Annotated in this window: 18 protein-coding genes and 1 pseudogene; 9 read left to right on the top strand and 10 right to left on the bottom strand. The window is 67.8% G+C overall.

The annotated features are described in order from the left end of the window. Positions 1-579, bottom strand: a 579-nt coding sequence (locus tag ASF60_RS25760; protein ID WP_156634150.1) for an autotransporter domain-containing protein, incomplete at its 3' end; no start/stop codon positions are given. 296 nt (positions 580-875) lie between these two features. After that, complete coding sequence (locus tag ASF60_RS16015; protein ID WP_056186995.1) at positions 876-1,247, bottom strand: hypothetical protein; 372 nt, start codon at positions 1,245-1,247, stop codon at positions 876-878. A gap of 280 nt (positions 1,248-1,527) precedes the next feature. On the opposite strand from ASF60_RS16015, the gene ASF60_RS16010 reads away from it, so the two are divergent. The 3 genes from ASF60_RS16010 to ASF60_RS16000 all read left to right on the top strand — a co-directional run bounded on the left by ASF60_RS16010 (position 1,528) and on the right by ASF60_RS16000 (position 6,625). Next, complete coding sequence (locus ASF60_RS16010; RefSeq protein WP_056186993.1) at positions 1,528-4,074, top strand: ABC transporter transmembrane domain-containing protein; 2,547 nt, start codon at positions 1,528-1,530, stop codon at positions 4,072-4,074. A 161-nt stretch (positions 4,075-4,235) separates the two neighbouring features. Then, on the top strand, positions 4,236-5,495 hold the full coding sequence (locus ASF60_RS16005) for a L,D-transpeptidase family protein (protein WP_156634149.1): 1,260 nt from the start codon (positions 4,236-4,238) through the stop codon (positions 5,493-5,495). A 230-nt stretch (positions 5,496-5,725) separates the two neighbouring features. Then, positions 5,726-6,625: an MBL fold metallo-hydrolase gene (locus ASF60_RS16000; RefSeq protein WP_056186990.1), complete on the top strand. Its 900-nt coding sequence runs from the start codon at positions 5,726-5,728 to the stop codon at positions 6,623-6,625. Positions 6,626-6,677: 52 nt separating this feature from the next. Here ASF60_RS16000 and ASF60_RS15995 read toward each other — a convergent pair whose 3' ends face one another. From ASF60_RS15995 to ASF60_RS15970, 6 genes are all read right to left on the bottom strand, one after another. After that, the gene (locus ASF60_RS15995; protein ID WP_056186987.1) at positions 6,678-8,150 is read right to left on the bottom strand and encodes an amino acid permease; all 1,473 of its coding nucleotides are present in this window, start codon (positions 8,148-8,150) and stop codon (positions 6,678-6,680) included. Between the two features lie 184 nt (positions 8,151-8,334). Then, entirely contained in the window at positions 8,335-9,000 is a 666-nt protein-coding gene (locus tag ASF60_RS15990; RefSeq protein ID WP_056187007.1) for a DJ-1/PfpI family protein, read from the bottom strand. Between the two features lie 155 nt (positions 9,001-9,155). Further along, positions 9,156-9,536: a response regulator gene (locus tag ASF60_RS15985; RefSeq protein ID WP_056186984.1), complete on the bottom strand. Its 381-nt coding sequence runs from the start codon at positions 9,534-9,536 to the stop codon at positions 9,156-9,158. A gap of 15 nt (positions 9,537-9,551) precedes the next feature. Beyond that, positions 9,552-10,823 (bottom strand): sensor histidine kinase, encoded by a 1,272-nt coding sequence (locus tag ASF60_RS15980; protein ID WP_056186981.1) that lies wholly within the window; start codon positions 10,821-10,823, stop codon positions 9,552-9,554. Between the two features lie 304 nt (positions 10,824-11,127). After that, entirely contained in the window at positions 11,128-12,618 is a 1,491-nt protein-coding gene (locus ASF60_RS15975; RefSeq protein ID WP_056187004.1) for a M48 family metalloprotease, read from the bottom strand. A gap of 29 nt (positions 12,619-12,647) precedes the next feature. Then, on the bottom strand, positions 12,648-13,556 hold the full coding sequence (locus ASF60_RS15970; RefSeq protein ID WP_156634147.1) for a thermonuclease family protein: 909 nt from the start codon (positions 13,554-13,556) through the stop codon (positions 12,648-12,650). Positions 13,557-14,257: 701 nt separating this feature from the next. Here ASF60_RS15970 and ASF60_RS15965 point away from each other — a divergent pair. The 6 genes from ASF60_RS15965 (at position 14,258) to ASF60_RS15950 (ending at position 19,538) form a co-directional block, all read left to right on the top strand. Next, a complete protein-coding gene (locus tag ASF60_RS15965; protein ID WP_056186978.1) occupies positions 14,258-16,036 on the top strand; it encodes a site-specific integrase in 1,779 nt (592 codons plus the stop codon). A gap of 1 nt (position 16,037) precedes the next feature. After that, positions 16,038-16,403 carry a mCpol domain-containing protein gene (locus tag ASF60_RS23855; protein ID WP_082508000.1) on the top strand — a complete coding sequence of 122 codons (366 nt, stop codon included), beginning with the start codon at positions 16,038-16,040 and terminating at the stop codon, positions 16,401-16,403. A 1-nt stretch (position 16,404) separates the two neighbouring features. Next, positions 16,405-17,019: a hypothetical protein gene (locus ASF60_RS23850; protein WP_082507999.1), complete on the top strand. Its 615-nt coding sequence runs from the start codon at positions 16,405-16,407 to the stop codon at positions 17,017-17,019. A 232-nt stretch (positions 17,020-17,251) separates the two neighbouring features. Continuing rightward, positions 17,252-17,788 (top strand): DUF488 domain-containing protein, encoded by a 537-nt coding sequence (locus ASF60_RS23845; protein WP_338011510.1) that lies wholly within the window; start codon positions 17,252-17,254, stop codon positions 17,786-17,788. Further along, a complete protein-coding gene (locus ASF60_RS15960) occupies positions 17,758-18,513 on the top strand; it encodes a hypothetical protein (RefSeq protein ID WP_244478456.1) in 756 nt (251 codons plus the stop codon). The genes ASF60_RS23845 and ASF60_RS15960 overlap by 31 nt, the downstream gene beginning before the upstream one ends. A 326-nt stretch (positions 18,514-18,839) precedes the next feature. Then, positions 18,840-19,538, top strand: coding sequence for an 8-oxoguanine DNA glycosylase OGG fold protein (locus ASF60_RS15950; protein WP_056186971.1), 699 nt, complete (start codon positions 18,840-18,842; stop codon positions 19,536-19,538). A 67-nt stretch (positions 19,539-19,605) separates the two neighbouring features. Here ASF60_RS15950 and ASF60_RS15945 read toward each other — a convergent pair whose 3' ends face one another. Both ASF60_RS15945 and ASF60_RS15940 read right to left on the bottom strand, forming a co-directional pair. Further along, complete coding sequence (locus tag ASF60_RS15945) at positions 19,606-19,818, bottom strand: hypothetical protein (protein WP_056186968.1); 213 nt, start codon at positions 19,816-19,818, stop codon at positions 19,606-19,608. After that, positions 19,815-20,379: pseudogene (locus ASF60_RS15940) on the bottom strand (hypothetical protein); the annotation flags it as partial. The pseudogene ASF60_RS15940 and the gene ASF60_RS15945, both read right to left, overlap by 4 nt.

The following is a 20,379-nucleotide window of genomic DNA, read 5'->3' as shown; positions in this document are numbered from 1 at the left end:
CACCGTCGAGGTCGCCACCTCGGTGGTCTGGGCCGCGCCGCTCAGGGCCGCGAGCCCGCCCGTCTCGGCGAAGCGGTCGCGCCCGATCGACACGTAGGCCCCGCCCACGAAGGGCTCGAGATAGGTCGGCTGGAGCGCAGGCGTCGATGCCGCCGCCATCACGATTCGGTAGCCGATCTCGGAGGCGCGGGTCAGGAGTTCCTGCATCCGCTGCGGCACGAGGAAGCCGACGCCCAGGGTTTGGAGATACCCGGAATTGGTGTGGCCGCTCGGATAACCCCCATCCGCGTAGGCGTTCGTGGTGTTCTTCCGGGGATTCAGCAGCACCGGCACCGCGACATCGGTGGTGACGCGATAGGGGCGGGGCGCGGTCCCGATTCCCGGCACGTAGGCACCGACCCCGAGAGTCGTGGGGGTGAAGGCACCGGCTGCGTTGAAGGACCCGACATCGGGGGCCACGAGGGGGCGTCCGCTGTTGGCGTCGATTATCGCCTGGGTGACGGTGAAGCCCTTCACCCAGCGCTCCGCGGTTCCGTAGACCGCCGGGACGGGGAAGTTCGCGAGGTAGCTCGGAACCACGAAATTCGCCGTGTCGGCGGCGGACAGGGCCGTCTTGTTCGTGGTGGCATTGTAGTTGTTGAAGCGGGCCGCCAGGGGATCGAGGGCCGGATTGAGGCCCTGATAGCGCCCGAAGACGCGCTTCGAGGGTTCCGTCGAGGCATTGGCCCGGACCGTGTTGTCGATGAAGCCGACGGCCGCCGCCAGGGGTGTCGCCGTCCCGTCGCCGAACGTCGTCGCGCCCCCGTTCGCTTTCGAGCCGGTGTTGAGGTTTCGGGCGTAGTCCGCCAGCGTCGTCGTCGCGTAGGTGGTCGGCGTCAGACCCGCCGGCCGGGTGCCGGTGACGAGGCCCCCGCGCCGGTGAGATAGGCGGCGGTGAGGGGACCGAGCCCGTTCAGGATGCTGTAGGCCTGCCCGATGCGGTCGTCATCGATGGCCGCCAGCGCTTGGTCTTCGGTCCGGGCCTGCGTCATCTGAACGACGGTCTGGTAGTTCTGGGTCATGACGGCGGGATTGGCCGTCATCAACCCGACAAAGCTGTCGAGGACGCGCGGAACGACCGTTCCGGGTCTGACCGAGGTGCTGTTGGTGAAGCCCACCGGCGGGGATGTCGGGATCTGCTGTGCGGTTGCCCCGAGCGGCAGAAGGCCCGTCGCAGCCAGCAGGGCGGTCTTGAGATGTCTGGACACGAAGCCTCGCACGGAAAGCAGGCCGAAGCCTTGTTGCGGTGCAGCGCTAGCTTGGCCGTACGACGGGTCCATGACGGAATCGACTGCCGCGCCGTCGTGAGCCGGACCGCCAAATTTCCCGTTTTGGTTGTGTTAAAATTGCCGCGATCGGGATGTCCGCGGTTGACGGAGGACCGCGCTGGAGGCCGGTCGAGGTGCGTCCCCGCGCTTTCACCGCGGCGGACGATCCTCTAAGCCGCAGCCATGCCCCGTGTCCCGGGGCGTCGTGGACAGGGTGCCGATGAACCGCGATCCGATCGCCTTCACCTGGCGGACCGCGCGGCGCGAGCATGCCGCCGCGGTCGGGCTGGCGCTCGGCCTGGGCGGGCCGCTGGCGCTGCTCGCGCTGCTGTGCCTGCGGGATCTCGTCGGCGTCCAGGTCCACGACACCGAACCGGTGGGCCAGTTCCTGCGGATCGCCGCGACGCTGCCCTGGCGCTCGCCCGCGGAGGGGCCGTTCGTCGCCTTTGCCGGCTGGAGCTTGCCGCCGGCCGACCTCGTACGCGCAGCCTTCATCGGACTCGCGGCCGCGGCGCTGGCCTCCGCCGGCCTCGGCTGGGCCGTGGCGCGCCTCTGCTTCCACGCCCAGACCCGCACGGTGGCGGCCCTCCAGGGGCGGGTCATGGAGGCCATTCTGCACGCCCCCCCGAGCGCCCGCGACGAGGCCCGTGCCCTGGCGCAGGCCATGGGCGATCTTCTGGCGCGCCTCGACACCCTGTTCGGACTGGCGATCCTGGTGCCGGCGCTGGCCGTCGGCGCCACCGGCCTCGCCCTGGTCCTGTCCTGGCTCGCCGCGCCGCGCCTCGTCCCCACCGTGGCGGTCGGGCTGGTGGCGGCCGGGCTGGCCCGGGCGCTGATCCAGCGCCGGATGCAGGACCGGGCCGCCCTCCGGTTGCGCGCGGGCGGTGCGGCCGGGCGCGCCCTGGCCGATCTGATCCGCCGCATGCCGGCGGTGCGCGCCCACGGGGCGGCGGCCTTCGAGCGCCAGCGCCTCGCCGCCAAGGGCGCCCACACCCGCGATGCGCTCGAAGCCTCCGAATCCGCCCTGGCCTACGCCCGCGCCCCATCCATGGCGCTGGCGATCCTGCTTCCGGCGATCGTGGTCGCGGTGGCGCTGTGGCGCGGCCATGACGGCACCACCGCGCCGGTCGAGCCCGGGGCACTGCTGGCCGCCGGCGGCGGCTTCGCGCTCGCGGTGGTGGCGCTGACCGTGACCCTGCGGATGGCCAGCCTCCACCGGGCCGTCGCGGGGCCGTTTCGCGAGGTCGCCCTCGACGTGCCGGCGCTGGAAGGCCGGGCCCCGGTGCGGCCGGGCACGATCACGGCCCTGCCGGAAGCGGGAACGCTGGTGGCGCAGGGGGTCGGGGCCTACGACCCCGCCACCGGCGAGCGTCTGGCCGGCGTCGACGCCACCCTGCCGATGCCCGGCCACGTCGCCATCCTGGGCGAGCGCGGCAGTGGCAGCCGGGTCCTGGCCGCGATCCTGGCGGGCCAGCTCGAACCTTCGGCCGGCGCCGTCAGCTACGGTGGCACCGACCTGCGGGCCTTCGAGCCGGCGGCGCGCGCCCGGCGCATCGCGCTGGCCGGCGCCGAGGCCATCCTGATCGAGGGCACCCTGCGCCAGAACATCCTCTACGGCGCCGCCGTTGCGCCCGACCGCGACGAACTCATCGCGACCCTGCGAATCACCGGCCTCGACGCCTTCGCGTATGCGCGGGGCCTGGAGGGCACCGTCGACCCGGCGGCCGAGCCGGAGATCGCCCGCGCGGTGGTCGCCGCCCGCCACGCGGTGCGCGAGGCCCTGGCCGCCGACAAGGCCGGGCGTCTGGTGGAACCCTTCGACCCCGCCCGTTACAACCACCAGGCCACGGTCGGCGAGAACATCCTGTTCGGCGAGGCGGTGGGGCCGGCCTTCGCGCAGGACCACATCGCCGCCCATCCCTATCTGCGCGCCGTGCTGGAGGCCGAGGGCCTGAGCCGACCGCTCACCGAGATCGGGCTTCAGGTCGCCCGCAGCCTCGTGGAGATCTTCGCCGACCTGCCGGACGACCACCCGCTCTTCGAGACGTTCTCGCTGTTCCCGGCCTCCGAGCGCGGCTTCTTCGAGGATCTCGTCGGGCGGCAGCCCGAGGCCAAGGGCTGGCGCCGCGGCCCGGCCGGCCAGCGCGACCGCAAGCGCCTGATCGGCCTGGCGCTCCGCTACAGCGAGACCCGGCACCGCTTCGGCCTCATCGACGCCGCCTTCGAGGAGCGGCTGGTGGAAGCCCGGCGCTCGTTCGCGCGCCTGATGCCGCCGCATCTCCGGGGCAGCGTCGAGTTCTACGATCCCGCCCGGCTCACCGCCGCCGCCAGCCTGGAGGAGAATATCCTGTTCGGCCGCATCAACGGCGAGGAGGCCGGCGCCGAAGCCCGGGTGCGGGCCCTGGTACGCCGGGTGCTGGCCGACGAGGGACTTGAGCCCGCCGTCTATCGCCTCGGCCTGGAGAGCCGGGTCGAGCCGGGCTTGGCCGGAGGCGGCGCCAGCCTCGGCGAGAACGCCATCGGCCCGCGCGAGCGCATCGCCATCGATCTCGCCCGCTGCCTGGTGCGCCGGCCCGACATCGTCGTCATCGCCATCGCGCTCGAGGATGGACGGTCCGACGAGATCCGGGCCCGCCTCGGAGCCCTTCGGACCGCCCGGGCCGGCCGGGGTCTCGTCGTCTGCCTGCCCGACGCCCGGGCGCTCGACGGGATCGCGCCGTTCGACGCGGTGCTGCGCGTCGAACGCAACACGGTGATGGCCGCCTGATCGCCGAGGAAGCAGCGAGGAAGCAGCACGGGAGCCCCTCACGTCCCCGGGATAACCGAGCGGCCCCTATTGCCGCCCCAATGGGATGCGATAGGCAGGTCGGCGTGCATCGTGCACGGCCGTCCGCGACCGAGCGGACGGGGCGCTCTTCAGGGCCGCGCATGGTCTGTCTGTCCCGGAACCCGGCCTGCCGGATTTCGCTTCTCACGCGTCCGAACCGCCTCGCGGTCCCGGTGCTCCTCGCCCTCGGGGGCCTGATCACCGTCCCGGCCGCCGTCGAGTCCGCCTCGGCCGCGACGGGCAAGGCCTTCGCGCCGATTCCGGCCGCCACCCTGGCGCTGATGCAGGCCAAGGGCACCACCGCCGCCGCGCCGGTGCTGTTCCGGGCCTACAAGAAGGAATCCGAGATCGAGGTCTGGAAGCGGGCCGCCAGCGGCCGCTTCGTCCACGTGAAGACCTTTCCGATCTGCCGCTGGTCGGGCCAGCTCGGGCCGAAGCGCAAGACCGGCGACCGCCAGACGCCGGAGGGCTTCTACACGGTGCCCCAGCGCCAGATGAACCCGAATTCGCGCTACTATCTCTCCTTCGACGTCGGCTACCCCAACGCCTATGACCGCGCCCACGGCTCCACCGGCTCGGCCGTGATGGTGCATGGGGTCTGCTCGTCGATGGGGTGCTTTGCCATGACCGACCCGGTGGCGGGCGAGATCTACGCCATCGCCCGCGAAGCCTTCGCGGGCGGTCAGACCGCGTTCCAGTTCCAGTCCTATCCGTTCCGGATGAATGCCGCGAACATGGCCCGCCATCGGACCGATCCGAACATCGATTTCTGGCGCCAGCTCAAGGAGGGGGCCGACCGCTTCGAGGCCCTCGGCGAGGAGCCGGCCGTCAGCGTCGTGGCGGGGCGCTACGCCTTCGCGCCCGCCAGAGACCCGGCCAAGGAGGCCATCGTCGCCGCCCACCGCAGGGCCGAGGAAGCCCGCATCGCCACCCTGGTGGACGAGGGCAGCGCGGCCGTCCGCACCACCTATTCGGACGGGGCGCAGCACCCGTTCTGGGCGGCGCTCGCCGCCAAGGGCACCTCGCTCGGGGACGTCAGCCGGCCCGAGGCCCTGGCCTATGCGGGGCAGGAGGTGGTGGTCATCGCCGCCCGGCCGCGTCCGGTCCAGGTCGCCGAGGCGGTGTGGTCGCGCTGGATCGCACCGGATTCGCTGCTCTCGCGGACCCGGATGCCCGGCTTCGTGCCAGTCCACGAGCGCCCGGCGGCCCGCTTCGCGCCGGTGCTGACCACGACCGGCGCCGAACCGGGTGGCTATCCGGTCGCGTGGCCGCGTCTCGTCCGCCTGAGCCTGTCGGGCACTCTGCCGCCGCCCGCGACGGGTCCGATCCGCGACGTCGTCGACGTGCTGGCCCAGCGCTGACGGGGTGCTGTGGCCCGTCAGACACGACCCGGCTTCGGACCGTCATGCGGATGATCCCGCTCCCGGCCATGTGCGGGCTCGCACATCGGGGGTCTCGGGGGATTACTACCTCAGAGGCGTTCCACTTCGATCCCTGCACCTGCCCATCGCCGATCTGCTCGAACTGGATCGCGTCGGCGCGACGAAAGGCACTCGACCTGAACGGGATCGGGGCACATGGTAATCGAACGATGACCCTCTTCACCCATCCCGCCGCGGAGGACGGCCTCACCCTCACTTTCTGGGGTGTGCGTGGTTCGACGCCCGTCAGCGGCCCGGATTACACCGAGTTCGGCGGCAACACCCCGTGCCTGGAGGTCCGCTGCGGCGAGCGCCTGTTCCTGATCGATGCGGGCTCGGGCATCAATGCCTGCGGCCGGCACCATCGCGACGCGATGCCGAAGGCGATCGACCTGCTCTTCAGCCACCTGCATCTCGATCACACGGCCGGGTTGCCGTTCTTCAAGCCGGTGGTGCTGGATCCGACCCGGACCCTCAACACCTATTGCGGCAATCTTGACGGCGCCAGCGCCTCGGAGGCCCTCGATCGCCTGTTCGCGCCGCCGCTGTTTCCGGTGACCCTCGACATCATTCCGTGCCACCTCGCCCATCACGGCTTCAGGGCGGGCGAGCGACTGACCTTCCCGGACGGGACCTCGGTCGACACCATCCTGCTCAATCACCCGCAGGGCTCCGTCGGATACCGGTTCGAACATGCGGGCCGGCGGCTCTGCGTGATCAGCGACATCGAGCACAGCGACCCCTGGCCCGATACCGCCCTGACGGATTTCGTGCGCGACGCCGACCTCGTGGTCTATGACGGCATGTTCACCGAGGGCGAGTATCCGGTCTGCCGGGGCTGGGGTCACTCGACCTGGCAGAAGGGCGTGGAACTTGCCCAGGCCGCCGGTGTCGGGGCGCTCGCCATCATCCACCTGCATCCGTGCCACACCGACGCGATGCTGCGCAGCGTCGAGGCCGACATGCAGGCCGTGATGCCCACCGCCTTCATCGCCCGCGAGCGCCAGAGCGTGGCCGTGGGCGAGCCGGTCCGCGTGGTTCCGCCCCTGGCTCTGGCCCGCAGCGCCTGACGGGCGCCCCGTCCCGAGGGAGGGGCGGCCGGTCGATCAGGTCCTTGGCGGGTTACGTCGTCGTCTCGCGCCCGATGCGGCTGTGGTGACGGCTCCAGGCGAAGTAGATCACCAGTCCGATGGCGAGCCAGACGATCAGGCGCAGCCAGGTCTCCGCATCGAGCGACACCATCATGGCGAAGCAGCTGACGATGCCGAGGATCGGCACGAGGGGCACCAGGGGCGTACGGTAGTCGCGGCGTGCATCCGGCTGTGTCCGGCGCAGGATGATGACGCCGACGCAGACGAGGATGAAGGCCAGCAGCGTGCCGATGCTGGTCATGTGGCCGAGTTCGGAGATCGGCAGGAATCCGCTGAAGGCGCTGGTGAACACCATGAAGAACAGGTTCGACCGGTAGGGCGTCTTCCAGGTCGGGTGGATCTTGGAGAAAAAGCCCGGCAGCAGGCCGTCCTGGCTCATCGAGTAGAACACCCGGCTCTGGCCGAGCAGCAGCACCAGGATCACGGTGGAGAAGCCCGCGATCACCCCGAGCGTCACGAGGCTGCGCAACCACGGGAACGGGGTCTGGCCGATGGCGGTGTTCACCGGGGCGGCGTCGCCCTTCATCTGGTCGTAATGCACGAGGCCGGTGAGGACGCCCGCGAAGGCGATGTAGATCACCGTGCAGATCGCTAGCGATCCCAGGATGCCGATCATCATGTTGCGTTGCGGGTTCTTGGCCTCCTGCGCCGCCGTCGAGACCGCGTCGAAGCCCACATAGGCGAAGAACACCACCCCGGCGCCCCGCATGATCCCGCTCCAGCCGTACTCGCCGAAGGTGCCGGTGTTCTCGGGGATGAACGGCACGTAGTTCTGCGCCTTGATGTAGAACAGGCCGACGCCGATCACGACCGCCACCACGGCGAGCTTGATCACGACGACGACGGCGTTGACGCGGGCGGATTCCCGGATGCCGATCATCAGGAGCGCCGAGGCCGCCACGATGATGAAGATCGCCGGCAGGTTGACGAGGCCGTGCGCCAGGGTGCCGTCGGGAAGCGCATAGGTCTCGAACGGGGAGCGGACGAGGCTCGGGGGCAGGTTGATGCCCAGGGTGTCGTGCAGGAAGCGCGTGACGTAGCTCGACCAGCTCACCGAGACGGTGGCGGCGCCCACCGCGTATTCGAGCACGAGATCCCAGCCGATGATCCAGGCCACGAACTCGCCCATGGTGGCGTAGGAATAGGTGTAGGCCGAGCCTGCCACCGGGATCATGCCGGCGAGTTCGCTGTAGCACATGCCCGCGAAGGCGCAGCCGATGGCGGCGATGACGAAGGAGATCACCACCGCCGGGCCGGCATACTCGGCCGCCGCGATGCCGGTGAGCGAGAACAGGCCGGCCCCGATCACCGCGCCGATGCCGAGGGCGATGAGGCTCCAGGGACCGAGGGTGCGGGTGAGCTTGTTCTCGCCCCCTTCCGCGTCCCGGTTCAGCCGTTCCAGCGATTTGACGCGTGTGAGGTCGCCCGCGAAGCCTGCCGCCATGGGTTTGTCCTATCCTGGTCAGAAGCGAAGATCCGCGCGACGCCGCGCCGATCCGGGATGCGATGATCTCGCGGGAAAGTCTCGTGCGATGAATCCGTATGCCAGTCCTTTGCGATCCCGGCGCCTGCCCGCCTGAGTGGCAGATGCCGACGTACGCACCTGCAGGTTTCGGGCCGAACGGTCGTCACGGGCGCGCAGCCATCGCCGCAGCCGCCGCTTCCGAACCCGCGATCAGCGGGCCCAGGATCGCCCGGGCTCGGGCCGTGATGGCCGGGCCAGCAGCCGCGGGCGTTCCGGCGTCGAACGGCGGCGCCGGGGCGTATTCCGCCACGAGCTGGCTCGTGTGGGCCGCGTCCGCGCCGGCGAGGCGCGCGGAGAGCGCCAGGGCGAAGTCGAGGCCTGCCGAAATCCCCGCCGCGGTGACGCGGTTGCGGTCGAACACCACGCGCGCCTCCACCGGGATCGCCCCGAGGCGCGGCAGCACCTGGTCCCGTACGCACCAGTGCGAGGTGGCGCGGTAGCCCCGCAGCAGGCCGGCGGCGCCGAGGATCAGCGAACCGGTGCACACGCTGGTGATCCAGCCGGCCCGCGCCCCGCGATCGCGCAGGAACGCCAGGGTGTCGGCGTCGCGCATCTGGGCGGGCGTGCCGTCGCCGCCCGGCACGAACAGCACGTCGAGGTCGCGCGGGCAGGTTTCGAAGCTCTCCTCGGCCACGAGCGCGAGCCCGGTATCCGAGGCGACGCGTCCGGCCGTGCGGGCCACCAGGTGGAGCCCGCCTCCGGCGATCCCGGCCAGGACCGCCTGCGGCCCGACCAGATCGAGGGCGGTCATGCCGGGATAGAGCAGCATCGCGATGCGCAGCGGCCGTGCGGATGCGGGGACGGGTGCGTCCGGGGTAGACCCGTCTCCGGCCTGGGCCATCCGGGCCGACGCAGCCGTCAGCGCCGCCGCGGTGCCGGCCAGCCCCGCCAGGGTGACCCGGCGGTTGGGACGGTTCGGCGGCGTCACGCCGCGTCCGGCCCGACCTCGAAGGACGCGATCGCCTTGATCAGGCTCACCGCCCGATAGGGCTTGGCGAAGAACACGCTGCCCTCGATCAGGCGGGGCGGCGTCTGCGAGAAACCCGTCGCGTAGATGACCGGCAGGCCGGGACGCAGCCGTCGCGCCGCCTCGGCGAGCTGCCACCCGTCCATCTGCCCGGGCAGCCGGATATCGGTGAACAGGATGTCGATCGCGGTCTCGGCCTCCAGGATGGCCATGGCGCTCTCGGCGGTGGTGGCCTGGACGACCGTGAACCCGAAATCTTCGAGATCGGCGGTAATGACTTCGAGCAGAAGCGCCTCATCCTCGACCATCAGGATTCTGGGTTTGGGCGAGCCGCTCATCGTCGTCGCGTTCCGTCAGGCAAAACCGAGGCGGGATACGCGGTCGGCTCGTGCCGTCTTTTCATCGGCAGGCACTGACGATAGCTGGGTTCCGTCGCGTGGCAAGTAGATCCACACCGAGGTTCCCTGGCCGGGACGGCTCACAATCTCGGCATGTCCATCGGACTGCTTGGCGAATCCGAAGACCTGGCTCAGGCCGAGCCCGGTGCCCTCGCCCACCGCCTTGGTTGTGAAGAACGGCTCGAAGACGCGGGTCAGGGTCTCCGGGCTCATGCCGGTGCCGCTGTCCTCCACCACGATGGCGACGTGATCGATCGCCGGCAGGTCGGCGATCCGCGCCGCTTCGGCGGCCGGGATGTTGCGGGTGTGGATCACGGCGCAACCGCCGTCCGGCATGGCGTCGCGGGCATTCATCGCCAGGTTCAGCAGGGCGTTCTCGAGCTGGTTCGCATCGACGCAGACGGGCCAGGCCTGCGGCTCCAGGACCAGCTCGGGCTTCTCGACGGCGCCGAGGGACCCGCGCAGACGCTCTGTCAGGTCGTGGATCAACCCGTTCGGGTCGAGGCGGGCCGGCCGCAGGGGCTGGCGCCGGGCGAAGGCGAGCATCTTCTGGACGAGGGCCGCCGCGCGCTCCGCCCCCGTGAGAGCGCCGCGCAGGGGGCGATGCATGCCGCTCTCGGCCGGAAGGAAGCGCTCGATCTGGTCGAGATTGCTGATGACGACGCCGAGCAGGTTGTTGAAATCATGGGCGACGCCTCCGGTCAGGGCGCCGATCGCCTCCATCTTCTGGCTCTGGCGCAGCATCTCCTCCGCCCGGTCGCGCTCGGCCGAGGCTTCGTGCAGGGCGGCGAGCGCCGCGTCGCGCTCCTGCACGCGGGCCAGCAGGACAGCGTTGGCCCTGCGCAACTGCTTGGGCGACGGCAGAGCCAGGGCCTTGCGCAGCAGCATCCACAGGAGGGCGGCCGTCACGATCGAGGCCGCCGCCGCCACCGCCTTGACCGCGGCCTCGGCGGCGTAGTCCGGCACCCACAGGGTCCAGATTGCCAACAGATGGGTGGTGCCGCAGGCCAGGATGAAGAGCGCCAAGGCCCAGACCATCCATCCGAAGACGAGATCGCGCCGCCGGGTGACGAGGACGCCGAGGGCGACCGGAATGGTGAAGTAGGCCAGCGCGATGATCGCGTCGGAGACCATGTGGGTCCAGATCAGCTCCGGCCGCCACGACAGGCAGATCCCGTGGGGAGCCAGGCTGGTGCCGTCGAGGAAGCCGGTCAGGGTCTCGATCATGTCGCGTCTCGACGGGATGGAATCAATCGCCGCAGATCAGTCCGGCGCAGCGGGCGGCCGTTCCGAATAGGATAACCCGAAGATCAGCCGTCGTTCCAGGTAAAAATATAAACTATATCATGAGCCATTTCAGCTCGGTCATGCGCGAGCCTGGGACTTATTGGTTCTTGCACGCATGAATTGTGCTTTGGTTTTTTCCTAATCTCGAAAACTCAAGTCTATCGTGCTTCAGCCGATATCCAGGGTGGGGGCCGCACGGTCGACGGGGCGGACGACGGGTGGCGGAGCCGGGTAACGGCGCCGCCTATTCGACCACGACCTTGTAGGCTTGGCCGACCCGGAGGTGCGCGCCGCGCTCGAGGCCGTTCAGCACCTGGAAGCGCTCCAGCGGCTTGTCCGGCACCACCATGCGCTGCGCCAGGGTCTCGACGGTGTCGCCCGGCCCCGCGGTCACGACCACGAGGCGCAGGGCGCGCAGGGTGCGGGTCTCGGCCGGATCGATCGACGACAGGCTCTCGGTCCAGCGTCGGAAGGCCCCGTCCGGATCGGTGCTGCCCTTGGCCGCCATGATCATCCGGAAGGTCGTCTCGCCGGTCCGGATCGCGGCGAGGCGGAAGGTCCAGTCCTTGCCCCGCGACAGGGCGGTGGCGGCCGGGTAGCCGGCCACCATCCGGTTCTCCAGGGAGCCGGGCTCGATCACGTCGCTCCAGGTCGCCTTCAGCACCTCGTCGAGGCCCTGGCCCGGATGACTCTCGACCTGGTCGAACAGCAGGCGGCGGCTGCCCTCGCCGGTGGTGCCCAGCACCGCGTTGCGGGTGTTCTCGATCGAGAAGCCTTCGGGCACCTCGAAGGCGATGCCGAGGCCCGGATGGAGGAAGCGGCGCCCACGCACGACGCCGTCGCCGGGATTGTCGCCGTAGGCGATGCCGTCGATGGCCGTGAGGTAGCGGGCGCGCTCGTCGACGCCGAGGCCCGGCGCACCGATCAGGCGGCCGGCACGGGTCACCAGGGTGATCCGCTCGGTGGTGCCCGGGTGGGTGGCCAGCATGTCGGGCTCACCGGCCATGCCGGTGCCGGTCTTCAGCGCCGTGGTGCGGTTCAGGGCGGTGAGGAAGCGCCCGGCCCCGAACGGATCGTAGCCGGCCCTGGCCAGAGTGCGCACGCCGACGGTGTCGGCCTCGAGTTCCTGGTCGCGCGAGAACCGGGCGAGGGCGAACTTCGACTGGCTCTGCAGCTGCGCGCCGGTGACGGGATCGTTGAGCACGTCGGCCACCACCTTGCTGACCAGCTGCGAGCGCAGGGCCAGTTCGGTACGCGCCGTGGCGTGCCGCAGGGTGACGTGGGCGATCTCGTGGGCCAGCACCGCCGCGATTTCCGAGGTGTCGCTGGCCAGGGCGAGCAGGCCCCGGGTCACGTACAGGCGGCCGCTCGGGAGCGCAAAGGCGTTGATGACGGGCGAATCGAGCAGGGTGACCGCGTAGGTCTCTTCCGGCCGCTCGGTCGAGCGCACGAGGCGGTCTGTCACGTCGCTGACGAGCTTGAGCGCGGCCGGCGAGCGATACTCGCCCCCGAAGGACGCCACCAGCTTGGCGTGGTCGGCATCCGAGGCCGTGCGCTCGCGTCCGGTGGTGCGCGGCGCCTCGCGTGGCACCGCGACCGCTGCCGTCTGCGGCACCGCGCCGGTCTGATCGCCGAGGCAGCCCGAGAGCAGCAGGCCGAGGACCGGCCAGGTGCCGGCGCGGACGCCGCACCGGGCGCCGCGACGGGCCGCGCGCGGCCGGGCGGTCGCGCGCATCGTGAGGCGGAGGATCGAACCCATGCCGTTCAGCGCCGCTGCGCCTGCTCCCCGTCCAGAACTTCGATCATGTCGGCACTCGCGATGTCGAGGGTCGGGCCGCGCCAAGCTTCGAGGATGCCCCGGACCCGGAGGTGACGTCCACGCCAAGCGGTGGCCCGCGGCGCAGGCGTCTTCCCGTCCGCACCCCGGCCACCCGCACCCCGGCCACCCGCATCTTGGCCAACGACATCTTGGCCATCCGTGTCCCGGAAGACCGGTCTCTGCAAACCACGTTCCTGCAACTGGCGCCAAGTGCGTTTCGACACGGTTACCGTAAGCCCGTTCTCACCCTTGCGGGCGAAGTCGAGATAGGTCCGTCGCGCCCGCTCGCCGACCCACAGGACGGTCCCTTCCGCCACCACGAAACGGCCGATCCGTTCGCGCAGGGCGGGTCCGTCCCGGACCTCGGGGCGGCCTTGACTCCAGAGACCGAGCCGCTGGCTCCGGGCTCCGGCCTCGACGGCCAGGAGGGCCGGGCGACACAGGCTGTCCCGCTCACCCGCATCGACCTCGGCGAGGCCGCCCGCCACGAGGCCGGCCGCGAGGTCCATGGCCTCCGGCTGTCTGCCGGCCTCAGCCTCGCCCGCCCTCGCATGGATCGGGATCGCTTCGACCGGGATCGCGTCGACCCGTGACCGGCCCCAGCGGTCGGTGTCACCCCGAGGCACGACGGTCAGGGCGCGGCCCTGTCGCGCGATGAGCCAAGCCCGCGCGGCTTCGGCGCTCTCCGGGCCGTCCGGCCAGTGCACCCCGTCGAGCACGGCCCGCGCACCCGAGGCGAGGATCAGTTCGCCCCGGGGGCCGAGCCCAACGAAGCGGTCCTCCCGCGCGGGCGCCTCACGGCATTCCGGCGCCACGGCCCTGGCCGGGCTCGACAGCGCCGGCAACCCGCTCATGGCAAGGCCGAGGAGCCAGCCCGCTCTCCACCGGCAGGGCGATGGTCGCTGCGCGATCGTCACGAACCCGGCCCCCGGCTCCCGTTGCGAATCCGGCGCCATTGTCCTCCGCGATCGGGCCGAGACAAGGAAGTCTCGGTGTCTCGGAGCGGTTCAGGACGCGTTGCGGCAAGATCGCCACACAAATCGATCGCCACGCAGGAGTTTGGGGCGGAGCCCGGAATGCGCCTGCCCGGTTGGCGGCCCCGTGCGATGGTGTTAGGAACGCTCCCGGTGAGTCTCCGTAGCTCAGCTGGACAGAGCACAGGTTTCCTAGATCACAATTGGGCGTCGCGAGGGGAAACCGCGCGGCGGATCCGCTCAAATTCGGGGAACGCTCAACGTCCGCTTTCCGCGGACACAGCCAATCCCGAGCCAAGCCCGATGCCCCGACGGGGACCGGGACGGTGTAGAGACTAGACGGGCGGCACCTAAGGACCTCGGCGACGAGGTCTACGGTGAAGGGATAGTCCAGACCACGAACGCGCCCTCGGGGGTGCGGCGGCGGAAGCCGAAGTGGGATGAAACCTGGGGTCGCAGGTTCGAGACCTGCCGGGGACGCCACCACACCCTAAGCTCTTGCTTGGGCTGAAATTCTGCCGATATCAGTAGCTTACGCGCCGCCGGTCATACAATCGGGCGGTACAATCGCGATGGCTTTGATGTCGTATCTCATCCGCGACGGGCTTGGCACGTACTACTTCCGCCGGGTGATCCCGGTGGACCTCCGCCCCTTCATGCCCGCCCCCTGGACCGGCAAGGCGAACTGGAAGCGAAGCCTCGGGACCAAGCAGCCGGCAGCCGCGAAGAAAGCGGGGTCTTGCCTCCTGCGGGACTGCATGACCGACTTCGAGGCAGCCGAGCGGGCCAAGCAGGGGGAGGTGCCGAAACGACTCCTGCGGCCTTCCCTGATGCCCTCCGCCGATGAGATTGCCGCTGATGTGCTGGCGGAGCTTCTGGCTGCCGATGCGGCGGAGCGGTCTGGCGGAGACCCCCGCAAGCAGCACCAGACGCGAGAGGAGCGGGGGCGCTGGCGCGAACTGGCCTCTGTCGCCTTCGACCGAAGGGGCATCCCCGAGGACTACCACCATGCCATGGGGGAGGGCATCGAGCTGCTCCTGGGCGACTTCCGCCGGGCCCTCTCACGCTCAGACACCAGCATCGTGGATGTCGAGTGTTGCGAGTACCTCCGCGGAAAAAACATACCGATAGACCCCGACTCTGATGGCTACCATGAGGCTGGCCTTGCGGTGCTCCAAGCCCACGTGAAGGCCTACACTCTGATGCTGGAGCGGCAGCGGGGAGAGATCGTCGCCATCCCTGCACTGAGTGCCACCCGCGGCCCGAAGCTCTCGGAAGCGCTGGCGTCTTGGACGAAGGGCGGCGGGGCGAAGGGCAGCCGGAAGCCTAGCCCCAAGACCTTGCTCGAAGCCGGCCATGCGGTGCGCCGCTTCACGGAGTGGCATGGCGACGTGCGCCTGGGCGACATCACGCGAGAGATGGTCCGCGAGTTCCGGGATGCACTGGCACGGGCACCGACCCGGCTGGCCGGCGACCTCCGGCAACTCCCACTGCGCGAGCTGCTCAAGCAGGACCTCAAGGGCTTCCCCCCGGTCCAGGCGGTAACAGTCAACAAGTCCCTCAACATCCTCGCCGCCATCGTGAGCCATGAGGAGGCGGCCGGGCGGCTCGATGCGGTGGCGGGCTACAGGAACCCCTTCGGACGGGGCGCCAAGCTGATAGTCGATGGCCGGGAGGGGGAGGGGCGCCAGCCCTTCGACAAGGCAGACCTCGGCCGCCTCTTTGCGACGGGGGTCTTCACAGCCGGGGAGCGGCCGGTGGGTGGCTGTAAGGAGGCGGCCTTCTGGCTCCCCTTGCTGGCCCTGCTGTCCGGGGCACGGCAAGCAGAATTGGCGCAGCTTCGGGTCGCGGATGTGGCGCAGGATGAGGAGACGGGGGTCTGGTACCTCGACATCGGCACCGCTGGCGGACGGAAGATTAAGACGGTCTCCTCTCGCCGGAAGGTCCCGATGCATCCCGAACTGGAGCGGATCGGCCTGCTTCGCTATCGCCAGTCACTACTGGATGCGGGGGAGGGGCCTGAAAGCCCCCTCTGGCCCGGGCTTCTCGCAGGCCGCGAGGTCCAGCCGGCGGGGGCGTGGTCCAAGTGGTTCACCCGACACCTCCGCGAGAAGGCCGGCATTGAGGATCGCGCGAAGGTTTTCCACTCGTTCCGGCACAGCTTCAAGCGCATGGCGAGAGACGCGCGGCTCGGGGAGGAGGTTCACGATGCCCTCACAGGGCACAGCGGCGGCGGCGGCATTGGGCGGGGCTACGGGAGCGGCTTCGGGTTGAAGACGCTAGCTGAGGAGATGGCCAGGATAGAGGCGCCCGAGGCGGTGCAGGGTTTGAAGTGGATGCTGGTCGGAAAAGGGAGATAAGATGCTCTACATTACAATAGATGGCGATGATATTGGGCAGAAGATATCGGCCTGTTATCTCTCTGACGATGTAATAGCATTGCAGAGGATTAACGGTATAGTTCAGGAGAGGGTGATAAGTATTGCGGATATACTTCGAGGTAGAGGATTTGAGATTTTGTTTTGTGCCGCGGACGGCGTTGCTGGACGCGGCGAATACATTAGTGATAACGGGGCCGAAATATATAAAGAGATAGCAAATTTGGTGGCCCCTGATCTGAGTTTCTCGGCCGGAACAGGCGGTACTTTGCGAGAAGCATTTATCGCCTTACTGTATGCAAAGAGCAGCGGAAAATCGCGAATTTGTGACTATAAGGACCTAAAGTAGTATGTTCCGGATCATCAATTTCGCGCATCTGATCCGCTATGCGGCAATTGCCACAACCATCATTAGCATATTGACCTACGAGGTACTTAAAAGTTATTTCGATATAAATCTTGCGCTTATCAGAGTATTGAGTATTGCCCCATGGGTCGCATTAATAGTGATTCTAACAATAACAACGAACAAGACCGCCAGATGGATTTGGATGGTCGTGTCGAGACTAGGATTTTCAAAATATCCAGACCTCAATGGAAGTTGGGAAGGCGAGATAAATACCGAAACCGGTATCAAAATTCCGGCACGTGCCTTGATCCGGCAGACGCTTTTGGAAACGCAAATCGATCTGCATACTGAAACGGCTAAGTCTCTTACCCTTGAAACTACCCCAATCATCGAATCCGGTCAAAATAAGCTGTACTATAAGTATCGATCTATACCTAAGGAATTGCTATGGAGTTCATATATCGGATCAACAACTTTTGATGTTAGGAGAGTTAATGACCAAAGTGAAAGCTATTTGGAGCTTTCAGGATCATATTTCACTGATAGAAAATCCATCGGGAGAGTGCGTTTGCGCCAGTTAACTCCAGAAAATTCCGGTGATGTTTCATACTATTAGGACGCCCTCTCTGGATTGGGATTGCTGCCTTCGGTGGCCGCCCTAATATTGCATCCCTGTTGGTAGACTGGATCGCTCAGCTTCCGGTCCGCCATCAGGAGCGCCCTGTCCCCTCTCGGTACTTGGCCGCCGTGCCCATTGCGGCGCTTGCGCTTGTGAGCCGCTCCGCGCCTCCGCTCGCATTGAAGACCCCGCAGGCCTCACCTCCAAACCTGCTGACAGGCCGCGCATAGTGGACGACTACGCAAGTCTCGCCTATCGGGTGCGCGAGCACCGAGGGGGCACTGTGAGCACCATCTTCACCATTGGCTACGAGGGGACAGACATCGAGCGGTTCATCGCCGCTCTCGTTGGAGCTGGTGTTGACTTGCTCGCAGACGTGCGGGCGGTGACGGTGTCACGTAAGCGTGGATTCTCAAAGAATGGCCTTCGTGCCCGACTGGCGGAGGCAGGCATCGAGTACGTCCACCTGGGTGGCCTCGGTGATCCGAAGCCCGGCCGAGAGGCAGCTCGGGCCGGCCGGTACGATGAGTTCCGCGCGATCTATGGCCGGCACCTAGCAACCGACGAGGCGCAGGCGGCCCTTACTGCTCTCGGCAAGCTGTTATCTGCTCGGAAGACTTGCCTGATGTGCTTCGAGCGGGAGCCTAGCGAGTGTCATCGAACAATCGTAGCGCGTGCAATTCCCGCCGGACGCATTAAGGTTATTGACCTGTACGGGGACGGGTCGCCGCCAAAATGCAAGACGCCGCAAAGGTTGCCATTCTAGTCAAGGCGCTCCCTCAGCCGAGCAAGACTTACGGGGAGACCGTGTGCTGTGCCGGCGTCACGGCGGAAGGGGTCTGGAAGCGGCTTTTCCCTGTGCGGTTCCGCCACTTGAAAGGTGAGCACAGCTTCGGGCGATGGGACTGGGTGAGCTTCAGGCACGGCGTGCCGAAGTCCGACCGAAGGGCTGAGAGTTGCCACGTCCACGAGGAGAGCATCGCAATCACAGGCAAGCTCCCGGATCGTGACAGGTCGAGCCTGTTAGAACCCCTCATCCTTGGGTCTGGCGTAGAGGCAGCAAGCCTGGGCCACTCGCTCGCGCTGATCCGTCCGCGAAACACCCGCTTCGTCGCACGCCGTAAGACCACTGCCGACATTGAGAAGGACCGGGCAGCCTACGCTCGGGCGGCACGGCAAATCGGGATGTTCGATGAGGAGCTGGCAGCCTTAGACCCCTCACCGTTTGAGTTCAGCTTCTGCTTCGAGGACGCGTCCGGAAAGCACGACTATCGGAATGGCGACTGGGAGGCCCACGCCATGTTCTGGAATGCGTGCAAGCGCACTAGCGAGGCAGAAGCCCTTCGGTGGATGGACGGGGTCTTCAACGACGAGTACCCACGCAAGGGCATGGTGTTCGCCATCGGCAACCAAGCTAAGCGTCCGCAGACGTGGCAGCTCTTGGGTGTAATTCGCCTCGATGAAGCTCGCCAATCCGCTTTGGCATTCTGAGGTCCACGGAGGCCGGAAGCAAGCAGGCGATGGCCGCCTCCAGCCGTCCGCCCGTCTACCTCGCTACCATCGGCCGCCGAGGTCTACCCCGAACACCTCGCCAATCTGGCCCAGCGGCCCCGTCTTCTTCGTGGCACCATCCTCGCGGCCACCGCTCCCCGAGCCATCAAATTCTGCCGGTAAACCGCGAGCCGCACGTTCCCGTCCGCCATCAGCAGCCGCCCGGCCATTTCCCGAAACTTCGACATGGTGCCCGTGAGCAGAGCCGTACCCATGCTCTTGACCAACGCAGAGTTTCCCCAGAGCTTGAGCGTTGGAGGCCTCCGATGCTCGCTCGCGACAACCTACTGCCACTGACCGCGATTGATGCCTTCGGTGCCGCGCACAATGCTGCGGTGTGGGAGAAGCACCGCTTATTCCTTGCCGCCGCTGACGCCTCATTCGGGGCGGCCATTAGGTCCCTGGACGCTTTCCGAACTGTCTGCGGTTCAAAGCTGACGCGGAAGCACGTTTTTGACATTGCAGACATAGATACCGCCGCCGGTGCTGCCGCTGCGATAATCTGGGGGTTCCCAAGAGGCGGCCTTCGCGGGCGCTGGCAGCCATTCGCTGAGGCCTTCTGCCAAGCCGAGCGATACGGCGAGGTCATCGCGGGCATACGAGAAGCCAAATCCAAGGTTACAGCTTCTGAGGCGCTGGCACGCTTGAACGCCGTGCAGCCGGGCATTGGCTTCGCGACTACTAGCAAGATTGCCTACTTCGCACACCTTCCGCTGTTAGAAGGGAAAGCGTTGATTTACGACAGCAATGTCATCCTCGCCATCAAGCACAGCCAAGGCGATGAGTTCAAGCGAACTCGGGCGGCACTCGGGAAGGGCTCGACCTTCTACCACCGAGGGACTCCCAGCTACGGCAGCTTCATCTCAGAGGCCGAGACCCTTAGTCATTCCTGGAACGTCGCCCCGGAGCAAATCGAAGCCGCGCTGTTCCAACTGTCGGCAAATCCTCGGAGTGGTTGGAACTGAGTCGAGACTGGATGGCGGCGGGCAACCTCACTCGATTTATCACCCGCCGCCTCGTCAATCGCTGCCGCTAGACCCTCCTGCGCTCCGCCGGCTTCCTAAGCACAAACGGCAAGACGTTGCTCCCGAGTGCCGCCTCTGCCAGCCCGAAGGCCTCATCCATCAGCCGCACGGCATCCGGGTGGCCCTCGCGCAGCGGGGCCTCAGGCTCGCTACCCGCGGCGGCCTCCTCGAAGGCTCGCACAATATCCGCAGCCACGCCCTGCTCATCGCCCTGGCTCATATCCGGGTCCCCTCGTCGTCGTTAGGCTTCGGGTTCACCTGTGCCTTCCTCCGGCCGAACAACCGGCTGAACGCTCCGCCTTCCGAGCTACCCCGCCCCGTCAGCGCCGCGAGCACCGAGGCCGGCGACACCAAGCTCTTGTTGAGACCATCCCCGGTATAGGCAGAGACCCCGGCGGGCCTGCCATTCTGGGCTGTGATGTTTGGCAGCGAGGCCCACTCCAGGGCCAGCCGGTTGGCGAACTGGGCGTCGGTGATGCGCCCAGCCTGCCACTCGGAGTAGCCCCGGCGGTTGAGGAGCTGGAGGGCCATGCGGTCCTGAAGCTCCGGGCTGAACCGCTCAGTGCCCGAGAGACCCATCTCCTGTTTCAGGCCCCGTAGGGTCTTCTTCATGAACTGGTACCGGCCGGTGGCGGAGGACTCGGTGCCCCGGTTGCCCGACCACGCCATCACCTGGTCCAGCGTAAGCGGTGTCTGGATCCGCCCTTTTTGATGAACTGACGATGGTGGAGGCTGACGGTCCCTGGTTCGGATCGTTTTGTGTCTATGCTTAAGGATATGG

Origin of the sequence: Methylobacterium sp. Leaf113 (assembly GCF_001423325.1) — a bacterium.
Taxonomy (GTDB): Bacteria; Pseudomonadota; Alphaproteobacteria; order Rhizobiales; family Beijerinckiaceae; genus Methylobacterium.
The sequence above is the reverse complement of the archived record's forward strand: the minus strand, read 5'-3'. Positions and strand labels throughout refer to the sequence as shown.

Bases quoted from the DNA above. Each gene is read 5' to 3' on its own strand.
- ASF60_RS16010 (WP_056186993.1), top strand. From the start codon at position 1,528: ATGAACCGCGATCCGATCGCCTTCACCTGGCGGACCGCGCGGCGCGAG.
- ASF60_RS16005 (WP_156634149.1), top strand. From the start codon at position 4,236: ATGGTCTGTCTGTCCCGGAACCCGGCCTGCCGGATTTCGCTTCTCACG.
- ASF60_RS16000 (WP_056186990.1), top strand. From the start codon at position 5,726: ATGACCCTCTTCACCCATCCCGCCGCGGAGGACGGCCTCACCCTCACT.
- ASF60_RS15995 (WP_056186987.1), bottom strand. From the start codon at position 8,150: ATGGCGGCAGGCTTCGCGGGCGACCTCACACGCGTCAAATCGCTGGAA.
- ASF60_RS15990 (WP_056187007.1), bottom strand. From the start codon at position 9,000: ATGCTGCTCTATCCCGGCATGACCGCCCTCGATCTGGTCGGGCCGCAG.
- ASF60_RS15985 (WP_056186984.1), bottom strand. From the start codon at position 9,536: ATGAGCGGCTCGCCCAAACCCAGAATCCTGATGGTCGAGGATGAGGCG.
- ASF60_RS15980 (WP_056186981.1), bottom strand. From the start codon at position 10,823: ATGATCGAGACCCTGACCGGCTTCCTCGACGGCACCAGCCTGGCTCCC.
- ASF60_RS15975 (WP_056187004.1), bottom strand. From the start codon at position 12,618: ATGCGCGCGACCGCCCGGCCGCGCGCGGCCCGTCGCGGCGCCCGGTGC.
- ASF60_RS15970 (WP_156634147.1), bottom strand. From the start codon at position 13,556: ATGAGCGGGTTGCCGGCGCTGTCGAGCCCGGCCAGGGCCGTGGCGCCG.
- ASF60_RS15965 (WP_056186978.1), top strand. From the start codon at position 14,258: ATGTCGTATCTCATCCGCGACGGGCTTGGCACGTACTACTTCCGCCGG.
- ASF60_RS23855 (WP_082508000.1), top strand. From the start codon at position 16,038: ATGCTCTACATTACAATAGATGGCGATGATATTGGGCAGAAGATATCG.
- ASF60_RS23850 (WP_082507999.1), top strand. From the start codon at position 16,405: ATGTTCCGGATCATCAATTTCGCGCATCTGATCCGCTATGCGGCAATT.
- ASF60_RS15960 (WP_244478456.1), top strand. From the start codon at position 17,758: ATGCAAGACGCCGCAAAGGTTGCCATTCTAGTCAAGGCGCTCCCTCAG.
- ASF60_RS15950 (WP_056186971.1), top strand. From the start codon at position 18,840: ATGCTCGCTCGCGACAACCTACTGCCACTGACCGCGATTGATGCCTTC.
- ASF60_RS15945 (WP_056186968.1), bottom strand. From the start codon at position 19,818: ATGAGCCAGGGCGATGAGCAGGGCGTGGCTGCGGATATTGTGCGAGCC.